The organism is Bradyrhizobium sp. SHOUNA76 (genome assembly GCF_023006445.1).
Taxonomy (GTDB): Bacteria; Pseudomonadota; Alphaproteobacteria; order Rhizobiales; family Xanthobacteraceae; genus Bradyrhizobium.
In genome coordinates, this window is sequence record NZ_JALBHA010000215.1 from 1 (window position 1) to 9683 (window position 9683).

The window sequence follows — 9683 nt, forward strand, 5'->3', positions numbered from 1 at the left end:
GGTCTGCCGCGTGCGGAGGGGCATCGCCGCGGCGTCGAGGCTCTGCGCCGCGTCGTGCGTGCCTCGCACGAGCTCGGCATCCGCTATCTCACCATCTTCTCCTTCTCTTCGGAGAACTGGTCGCGCCCGGCGAGCGAGATCGGCGATCTCTTCGGTCTGCTCCGCCGCTTCATCCGCAACGACCTGGCGAGCCTGCATCGTGACGGCGTCAAGGTCCGCATCATCGGCGAGCGCGAAGGGCTGGAGGGCGACATCTGCGCGCTTTTGAACGAGGCCGAAGAGCTGACACGCGACAACACGCGCCTCACGCTCGTCGTCGCCTTCAACTACGGCTCGCGGCAGGAGATCGCGAAGGCGGCGCAGAAGCTCGCCCGTGAGGTCGCGGAGGGGAGGCGCGATCCTGATTCGATCGACGCCGAGACGCTCGGCGCGCATCTCGATGCGCCTGATATTCCGGATCCCGACCTCATCATCCGCACCAGCGGCGAGCAGCGCCTGTCCAATTTCCTGATGTGGCAGGCCGCCTACAGCGAGCTCGTGTTCGTGCCGATCCACTGGCCCGATTTCGACAAGGCGGCTCTGGAAAGCGCGATCGCCGAATTCGCCAGGCGCGAGCGCCGTTTCGGCGGTCTGGTCGCGAAAACCGCCTCGTGAGCGAACAAGACGCCGCACCGGCGGGCGCCAAGCCTGCCCCGAGCAATCTCGTGATGCGAGTCCTCGCAGCGCTGGTGCTGGCGCCGCTGACCATTGCGATCGCTTATGCCGGCGGCTGGCTCTGGGTGTTGCTCGTCACTCTTGTCTCGATCGGACTATTCGCAGAATGGCTGACGGTGGTGGGCGCGGGATCGGCCGCGCTGACCGGGGCAGGGACGGTGGTCATCGCGATGATGGGGGCCGCTGTCGCTTTTGGCGGGCTCAAGACCTCCGTCATCGTCGGCCTCATCGGCGGTGCGATCGTGACGCTGATGGCGCGCGGCAAATTCATTTGGGCCGCGACCGGGTTCGCGTATGCGGCGGCGGCGCTACTCGCCTCGATCCTGCTCCGGAAGGATCTCGTCAACGGCTTCTCGGCATTGATGTTCGTGCTGCTGGTGGTGTGGGCGACCGATATTGGCGGCTATTTCGCCGGCCGCAGCATCGGCGGACCGAAGCTCTGGCCGCGCGTGAGCCCCAAGAAGACCTGGGCGGGCGCGATCGGCGGCTTTGTTGCAAGCCTCCTGGTTGCGGTCGGCTTTGCGGCTTGCGGGCTCGGAAAGATGGCGCCATTGCTGCTCGTCAGCGCCATCCTCTCGGTGGTGTCGGCGCTCGGCGATCTGTTCGAATCCGCAGTGAAGCGGCGCTTCGGCGTCAAGGATTCCAGTCACTTAATTCCCGGCCATGGCGGGCTTATGGACCGCCTGGACGGCTTTGTCGCCGCCATCCTGGCGGCATGGATTATCGGCTTTCTCCGCCATGGTGTGCATAGCGCCGGAAGCGGTCTTATGGTTTGGTGAGGATATGAGCGCGGTCCCATTGCGTAATAACAGGCTTGCTGCGTCCGACGTCCGCAGCGTCACGGTTCTCGGCGCCACCGGCTCGATCGGCGACAGCACGATGGATCTGCTGCGCGCCTCGCCCGAGCGTTATCGCGTCGAGGCCTTAACGGCGAACAGCAATGTCGAAGCGCTGGCGAAGCTCGCGAAGGAATTTTCCGCGCGCTACGTCGCAATCGCCGACACCTCCAAGCTCGCCGAGCTCAAGTCCGCGCTCGCGGGAACGAGCACGGAATGCGGCGCCGGTGAAAGCGCGGTGATCGAAGCCGGCGCGCGTCCGGCCGATTGGGTGATGGCGGCCGTGAGCGGCGCCGCCGGATTGAAGCCGGCACTGGCAGCGGTCGATCGCGGCGCGCATGTGGCGCTGGCCAACAAGGAATGTCTGGTCTGCGCCGGTGATTTCTTCATGCAGCGTGCGGCCAAGGCGGGGGCCTGCATCCTGCCGGCCGATTCCGAGCACAATGCGCTGTTCCAGGCGCTCGCTTCAGGCAATCGCGATGAGCTCGTCCGCGTCATCATCACGGCCTCGGGCGGCCCGTTCCGGACCTGGAAGCCGGCGGATATCGAGCAGGCGACCCTCGCACAGGCCCTGAAGCATCCGAACTGGAGCATGGGCCAGAAGATCACGATCGATTCCGCCTCGATGATGAACAAGGGGCTCGAGGTGATCGAGGCGTCCTATCTGTTCGCGCTCACGCCCGACGAGATCGACGTCCTCGTTCATCCGCAGTCGATCATCCACGGCATGGTCGAGTTTTCCGACTGCTCGGTGGTGGCCCAGCTCGGCGCGCCCGACATGCGCACCCCGATCGCGCACTGCCTCGGCTGGCCCGATCGCATCAAGGGGCCGGCGGCCAAGCTGGACCTCGCCAAGATCGGCCAGCTGACCTTCGAGGCGCCCGATTTCGAGCGCTTCCCCGGGCTTCGGCTGGCTTTCGATTCGCTCCGGACCGGGAAGGGCGCGACCACCGTCTACAACGCGGCCAACGAGGTTGCGGTCGCCGCGTTCATCGCCGGCAAGATCCGGTTCGGCGCGATTGCCCGGCTGGTTGAGGCGACCCTGGACGACTGGGTCCGCAGCGGGAACCAGGCGCCCCTGACGTCCGCCGACGATGCAATCTCTGTTGACCATGTTGCTCGAAATAGGGCTGCCGCCCTATTGCCTCAAATTGCCTTAAAGGCATCCTAGATGGTTCGCGGCCAGGGCCTTGCGGCGCTGGATGAGGGAATTCGATGATCGACTTTTTTGTCCATAGTTTCAATACGTTGAGCCATGGGCTCCTCGGCTACGCGGTTCCCTTCCTGTTCGTCCTGACCATCGTCGTGTTCTTCCATGAGCTCGGCCACTTTCTGGTCGCGCGATGGGCGGGCGTTCGCGTGCTGACTTTTTCGCTCGGTTTCGGACCTGAGCTGGTCGGTTTCAATGACCGCCACGGCACCCGCTGGAAGATCTCGGCAATCCCGCTCGGCGGCTACGTCAAGTTCTTCGGCGACGAAAGCGAGGCCTCGACCCCGTCGGCCCAGACGCTTGCGGCCATGACGACCGAGGAACGCGCCGGCAGCTTCCACCACAAGAAGGTGGGGCCGCGTGCCGCGATCGTCGCGGCCGGCCCGATCGCCAATTTCATCCTGGGCGCGCTGATCTTCGCGGGCATGGCGCTCTACTACGGCAAGCCCAGCACGATCGCGCGCGTTGACGGCGTCGTCGCCGACGGCGCCGCCGCGGCGGCCGGCTTCAAGATCGGGGACGTCGTCGTCCAGATCGACGGAAAGCCGATCGAGAGCTTTGCCGATATGCAGCGAATCGTTGCGATGAATGCAGGTTCGGCCCTTGCCTTCCAGGTGAAGCGGGACGGGACCATCGTCTCGCTGACCGCAACGCCCGCGCTGCTCGAGCGCAAGGATCCGTTCGGCAACAGCCACCGTCTCGGTGTGCTCGGCGTCGAGCACAAATCGCAGGCCGGCGAGGCCTCGACCGCGCCGGTGGGCGTCGGCGAGGCGCTCAAGATCGGGGTCGAGCAGGTCTGGTTCATCATCACCAGCACCTTCAAGTTCCTGGGCTCGCTGTTCGTCGGAAACGGCAATCCCAACGAAGTCAGCGGCGTCCTGGGAATCGCGAAGATGTCGGGGCAGGCGGCCAGCGCCGGGTTCCAGTTCGTGATCAACCTGTGCGCGGTGCTGTCGGTGTCGATCGGCCTGTTGAACCTGTTCCCGATCCCGCTGCTCGATGGCGGCCACCTTATGTTCTACGCGGCCGAAGTGGTCCGCGGCCGGCCCTTGTCCGAGCGGACTCAGGAGATGGGGTTCCGAATCGGGCTGGGCTTGGTGCTGATGTTGATGGTGTTTGCGACCTACAACGACATCCTGCGGATGGCGGCATCTTGATGGAGGCTTTTTTGTGGCGTTGCTGTTGAGCAACGTCTTGGAATGAAATTGAAATCACGACGCTTTCGGCCGTTTGCGGCGTCGGCGAAATTGGCTACAAGCGGCCTCGACTTGGGGAATCTCCAGACCGGCGTTGGGGTTGGGTCTGGCTCGGAATGATAAGGGCGCGTTGCGCGATGAAGTTTGGACTGCGACTCCGGGGTGGCTTGCTCGCAACCCTGATCATGTTCGGCGCGCCGGTGGTTGCCCCGGTCGGGGCTGTTTTGGTGTCTTCGTCTGCGCTCGCTCAGACCGTTCAGTCGATTTCCGTCGAAGGAAATCGCCGCGTCGAGGTGGAGACGATCCGCTCCTATTTCAAGCCGGGTCCGGGCGGTCGCCTGGATCAAGGCGCCGTCGATGACGGCCTCAAGGCGTTGATCGAAACCGGCCTGTTCCAGGACGTCAGGATCAACCGCGGCGCCGGCGGCCAGATCATCGTCTCGGTGGTCGAAAACCCGGTCATCGGCCGGGTCGCCTTCGAGGGTAACAAGAAGATCAAGGACGAGCAGCTCACCACTGAGGTCCAGTCCAAGGCGCGTGGCACCTTCTCCCGCGCCATGGTGCAGTCCGACACGCTGCGAATCGCCGAAATCTATCGCCGGTCCGGCCGCTACGACGTGCGCGTCACGCCCGAGATCATCGAGCAGCCGAACAACCGCGTCGACCTCATCTTTACGGTCGAGGAGGGCGCCAAGACCGGCGTCAAGTCGATCGAGTTCGTCGGCAACGTCGCGTTCTCGTCCTACCGCCTCAGGGACGTCATCAAGACGCGTGAATCGAACCTGCTGAGCTTCCTCGCCAGTGGTGACATCTACGATCCCGACCGCGTCGAAGCCGACCGCGACCTGATCCGCCGCTTCTATCTCAAGAACGGTTTCGCCGACGTCCAGGTGGTGGCTGCGCTCACCGAATACGATCCGGAGAAGAAGGGCTTCAACGTCACCTTCAAGATCGAGGAAGGATCCCAGTACCGCGTCGGCGCGATCGACTTCCGCTCCAGCATTCCGAACTTCGATCCCTCGTCGATGCGCGGTTATTCGCGCGTCAATGTCGGCTCGCTCTACAATGTCGAGTCGGTCGAGAAGTCGGTCGAGGAGATGCAGATCGAGGCCTCGCGCCGCGGCTATGCCTTCGCCGTGGTCCGGCCCGGCGGCGACCGCAACTTCGAGGCGCACACCGTCTCCGTCGTGTTCAACATCGACGAGGGCCCGCGCACCTATATCGAGCGCATCAACCTGCGCGGCAACACGCGCACCCGCGACTACGTGATCCGCCGCGAGTTCGACATCTCGGAAGGAGATGCCTACAACCGCGCCCTGGTCGACCGTGCCGAGCGGCGCCTGAAGAACCTCGACTATTTCAAGAGCGTGAAGATCACGACGGAGCCGGGCTCGTCGAGCGACCGCGTGGTTCTGATCGTCGACATGGAAGAGAAATCGACCGGCGACTTCTCGATCTCGGGCGGTTATTCCACCACCGACGGCGCGCTGGCCGAAGTCTCGATCTCCGAGCGCAATCTGCTCGGCCGCGGCCTGTTCGCCAAGGCGTCGGTGACCTATGGTCAGTATGCCCGCGGCTACTCGCTGTCGTTCGTCGAGCCGTATCTGCTCGACTACCGCGTCGCGCTCGGCCTCGACCTCTATCAGCGCCAGCAGCTGTCCAACAGCTACATCTCCTACGGCACCAAGACGCTTGGCTTCTCGCCGCGCCTCGGCTTCTCCCTGCGTGAAGATCTGGCGCTGCAGCTGCGCTATTCGATCTACCAGCAGGAAATCACGCTGCCGTACTACCTGGCGAACTGTAACAACAATCTGGGTACGTCGGCGTTCAATCCGAGCCCGGCCTTCGTCAATGCCAATGGCGGCGTTCCGGATCTCAGCTCGACCAACGGCCTCGGCTGCTACAGCGACGGCGAAGCCTCGCTGCCGGTGCGCAGGGAGCTTGCCAACGGCAAGACCCTGACCTCGGCGCTCGGCTACACGCTGACCTACAACACGCTGGACAACAACAAGAACCCCACCGACGGTCTGCTCGTCGACTTCCGTCAGGATTTCGCCGGCGTCGGCGGCGACGTCTCCTACCTGAAGTCGGTCATCGATGCGAAGTACTACACTCCGCTGGTGTCGGACATCGTCGGCCTCGTCCGCCTGCAGAGCGGCATGCTGAACAAGATCGGCAGCGATCTGCGCATGCTCGATCACTTCCAGATGGGTTCGAACCTCGTCCGCGGCTTTGCCCCGAACGGCATCGGCCCGCGCGATTTGAACCCCTTCGGTACGCAGGACGCCCTCGGCGGCACCAAGTACTGGGGCGCATCGGTCGAACTGCAGATGCCGTTCTGGTTCCTGCCGAAGGAAGTGGGTCTGAAGGGTGCGGTTTATGCCGATGCCGGCGGCCTCTACGACTATAAGGGACCGACCAGCTGGACCACGACCAACGAAGTCAATGTGCCGGGCTGCATCCCCTCGAGCATCAATCCGACGTCTGCGGGCACCTGTACCGGCCTCGTGTATGACGACAGCAAGGTCGTCCGCTCGTCGGTTGGTGTCGGCCTGATCTGGCAGTCGCCGTTCGGTCCGCTGCGCTTCGATTACGCCGTGCCGCTCAGCAAGGGCAAGTACGACCGCGTCCAGGAGTTCCGGTTCGGCGGCGGCACCACGTTCTAATTCGATCAGCACGGCACGATCCGGATCACCGGAGCCAGTTTCCGAAAGGGATCGTGCCATTCCAAGAGATGGGGCATGATGCGGCCTGACCGCTTCATGCCGAAGCCGGACCGCGACGGGGTGGAATGGCGCAGCCGATCTTCTTCACAAAGCCGCCTGCCTCAGCACTGGCTGACATTGCCGCGCTGACCAAGGCGGAGCTGGTCGATCCCGGCAGGGGCGGCCAAATCATCATGGGCCTTGCTTCGCTCGACGAAGCGGGCCCGATGCATTTGGCGTTCTTCGACAACCTGAAATACGCCGACGAACTCAAGGCGACCAAGGCCGGCGCGTGCCTGGTGAGCCCGCGCTTCGAAGCCCAGGTGCCCGCGCATGTGGCGGTGCTGCGGGTGGCGCAGCCGTTCCGGGCCTTCGTCAGGCTCGCGCGGGAATGGCATGGCGATGCGCTCAGACCGCAATCCTGGGTCGGCAATGACGGCATCGCGCCGTCCGCGATCATCGATCCCACGGCCCGGCTCGAGGACGGCGTGATCGTCGATCCCCTGGCGGTGATCGGCCCGGACGTTGAGATCGGTAGCGGCACGGTGGTCGGCGCCGGGGCGGTGATCGGTCCGGGGGTCAAGATCGGCCGCGATTGCAACGTCGGCGCCCGTACCGCCATCCAATGCGCGCTGATCGGCAACGACGTGCTGATCCATCCCGGCTGCTCGATCGGCCAGGACGGCTACGGCTTCATCTTCTTCGGCCCCGAGGGCCACCTGAAAGTGCCGCAGACCGGCCGCGTGCTGATCCAGAACAATGTGGAGGTCGGCGCCGGCACCACCATCGATCGCGGGTCCTTGCGCGACACCGTGATCGGGGAGGGCACCAAAATCGACAATCAGGTCCAGATCGGCCACAATGTGACCATCGGCCGGAACTGCCTGCTGGCGGCTCAGATCGGGCTGGCCGGCAGTCTGACCATCGGCGACAACGTGGCGCTGGGAGCCAAGGTTGGCATCAATAACCACCTCAAGATCGGAGATGGGGCCCAGGTCACCGCGATGAGCGGCGTCAAGGACGACATCCCGGCAGGTGGACGCTGGGGTGGTTTTTTTGCCAAACCGACCAAGCAGTGGTTCAAGGAGATCATCGCGGTGGAGCGCCTGGTACGCGACAGCAAGGCCGATGCGAAGGACGAGGGACGGGAATGACGGCGGAATCACCTGTTAAGTTCGAGCTGGTGGACATCAATGCCATCCTCCAGACCCTGCCGCACCGCTTCCCGATGCTGCTGATCGATCGCGTGATCAACATCCGCGCCGACTACAGCGGCATCGGCATCAAGAACGTCACCTTCAACGAGCCGGCCTTCCAGGGACATTTCCCTGAGCGTCCGGTCTATCCCGGCGTCATGATGATCGAGGCGATGGCGCAGACCGCGGGCGTGATCGGCATCAAGTCGGTCGAAGGCACCGAGAAGCCGCGGGCGGTCTATTTTCTCACCATCGACAAGTGCAAGTTCCGCAAGCCCGTGCTGCCCGGCGACACCATCGAGTACCACATGCGCTCGGTTGGCCGCCGCAAGGCCATGTGGTGGTTTCACGGCGACGCCAAGGTCAACGGACAGGTCGTTGCGGAAGCCGATGTCGGCGCCATGCTGACGGACTGAGCGGCATCGGCCCCACGGGACGGGGCTCACGCGCTGCAATCGTAGCGGCTGCCGGCGGCCTCGCGCCTGATATGCCGGTTGAAGAACTGGCCCATGGACGGCGCGCCCAGAAGGCGGTCGAATGTCTCGGCCGCGACGCCGCAATAGCGCGCATAGAAGCCGCCAGTCGCGACGACGAGGTCGTGCTGCGCGCGATCATAGCAGACACGCTGAAGCACCGTGCTGCGACTGATGTCGCGGCATTCGAAGGTCGCAAGATCGATGGGCCGGCGATCGCCGGTCTCGACCATCTCGGACACGATCGGCGCCGCCGCGAGCTGCGCGAGCAGAAGTGCCAAGGCCCTGACCACGAGTGCTGAACCTCCGTGTGAACATGTCGAGGGACCGGGAAGGCCGCCTCATCCGGTACTTGAAACAGGCAGAGATGATACGTCACTGGACAGATCGGGCATAGTCGCGCTAACCACCGGAAAACTGAGCGACTTCAACACATAATCAGAGCTTCCTGACGAGTAAGATTTGCTTGATGAGCAAGATTGATCCCACCGCACGGGTCGCGGACGGCGCCGTGATCGGCGAGGGCACCGAGATCGGACCGTATTGCATCATCGGCCCGAATGTCGTGATCGGCAACAATTGCAAGCTGATCGGACATGTGCACGTCACCGCGCAGACCATGATCGGCGACGATTGCACCATCTACCCGTTTGCCTCGCTCGGCACGCCGCCGCAGTCGCTCAGCTATCGTGGCGAACTGACACAGCTCAAGATCGGCTCGGGCTGCACCATCCGCGAATCCGTGACCATGAATGCCGGCACCGTCGCCGGCGGCGGGGTCACCACGGTTGGCGACCGCGGCTATTTCATGAACTGCAGCCATGTCGGCCACGATTGCCATGTCGGCAATGATGTCATCTTCGCGACGTCGGCAACGCTCGGCGGTCATTGCGAGATTGGCGACTTCGTCTTCATCGGCGGACTGTCCGCCGTGCACCAATTTACCCGCATCGGCCCGCAGGTCATGGTTGGCGGCGTGTGTGGCGTGCGCGACGACATCATCCCGTTTGGCCTCGTCAACGGCCAATATGCGGTGCTGGAGGGCCTCAACCTGATCGGCATGAAGCGGCGCAAGTTCACCAAGCAGCGGCTCGCGACGGTGCGTGGGTTCTACCAAAAACTCTTCCACGGCTCCGGCACCTTCGCTGAGCGGCTGGAGGCGTCCAGGCCGCTCGCCGGCGAAGATCCGGCGATCGCCGAAATCCTCGACTTCATCGGCAAGGGCAAGCGCCCGCTCTGCCTTCCCGCCATCGCGAAGTGATGTTGGGATGGCCGCGGGCATGACATCGGCGGCGTCGGAGATCGCATCGCCGGTCGGCATCGTCGCCGGCGGCGGCGCGATGCCATTCGCGG

Annotated in this window: 9 protein-coding genes; 8 read left to right on the top strand and 1 reads right to left on the bottom strand. The window is 64.1% G+C overall.

The genetic code is table 11. The features are described 5' to 3' along the window. The 7 genes from MOV74_RS21220 to fabZ form a co-directional block, all read left to right on the top strand. On the top strand, positions 1-654 hold a 654-nt coding region (locus MOV74_RS21220; RefSeq protein WP_246926310.1), incomplete at its 5' end, for an isoprenyl transferase. Further along, positions 651-1493 (top strand): phosphatidate cytidylyltransferase, encoded by an 843-nt coding sequence (locus MOV74_RS21225; protein ID WP_246926313.1) that lies wholly within the window; start codon positions 651-653, stop codon positions 1491-1493. The genes MOV74_RS21220 and MOV74_RS21225, both read left to right, overlap by 4 nt. Positions 1494-1497: 4 nt before the next feature. Then, complete coding sequence (dxr, locus tag MOV74_RS21230; protein WP_246926315.1) at positions 1498-2721, top strand: 1-deoxy-D-xylulose-5-phosphate reductoisomerase; 1224 nt, start codon at positions 1498-1500, stop codon at positions 2719-2721. 44 nt (positions 2722-2765) lie between these two features. Continuing rightward, positions 2766-3917 carry an RIP metalloprotease RseP gene (rseP, locus tag MOV74_RS21235; RefSeq protein ID WP_246926325.1) on the top strand — a complete coding sequence of 384 codons (1152 nt, stop codon included), beginning with the start codon at positions 2766-2768 and terminating at the stop codon, positions 3915-3917. Positions 3918-4093: 176 nt separating this feature from the next. Further along, positions 4094-6622 (top strand): outer membrane protein assembly factor BamA, encoded by a 2529-nt coding sequence (gene bamA, locus MOV74_RS21240; protein ID WP_246926328.1) that lies wholly within the window; start codon positions 4094-4096, stop codon positions 6620-6622. Between the two features lie 125 nt (positions 6623-6747). After that, positions 6748-7815: a UDP-3-O-(3-hydroxymyristoyl)glucosamine N-acyltransferase gene (lpxD, locus tag MOV74_RS21245; RefSeq protein WP_246926330.1), complete on the top strand. Its 1068-nt coding sequence runs from the start codon at positions 6748-6750 to the stop codon at positions 7813-7815. Then, positions 7812-8273, top strand: a complete 462-nt coding sequence (gene fabZ, locus MOV74_RS21250; RefSeq protein ID WP_018320213.1) for a 3-hydroxyacyl-ACP dehydratase FabZ — start codon at positions 7812-7814, stop codon at positions 8271-8273. The genes lpxD and fabZ overlap by 4 nt, the downstream gene beginning before the upstream one ends. Before the next feature lie 26 nt (positions 8274-8299). Here fabZ and MOV74_RS21255 read toward each other — a convergent pair whose 3' ends face one another. Further along, positions 8300-8623 (bottom strand): KTSC domain-containing protein, encoded by a 324-nt coding sequence (locus MOV74_RS21255; RefSeq protein WP_246926332.1) that lies wholly within the window; start codon positions 8621-8623, stop codon positions 8300-8302. A 176-nt stretch (positions 8624-8799) separates the two neighbouring features. Here MOV74_RS21255 and lpxA point away from each other — a divergent pair, with 176 nt between their 5' ends. Further along, on the top strand, positions 8800-9591 hold the full coding sequence (gene lpxA, locus MOV74_RS21260; RefSeq protein ID WP_246926334.1) for an acyl-ACP--UDP-N-acetylglucosamine O-acyltransferase: 792 nt from the start codon (positions 8800-8802) through the stop codon (positions 9589-9591). Positions 9592-9683 lie beyond the last annotated feature (92 nt).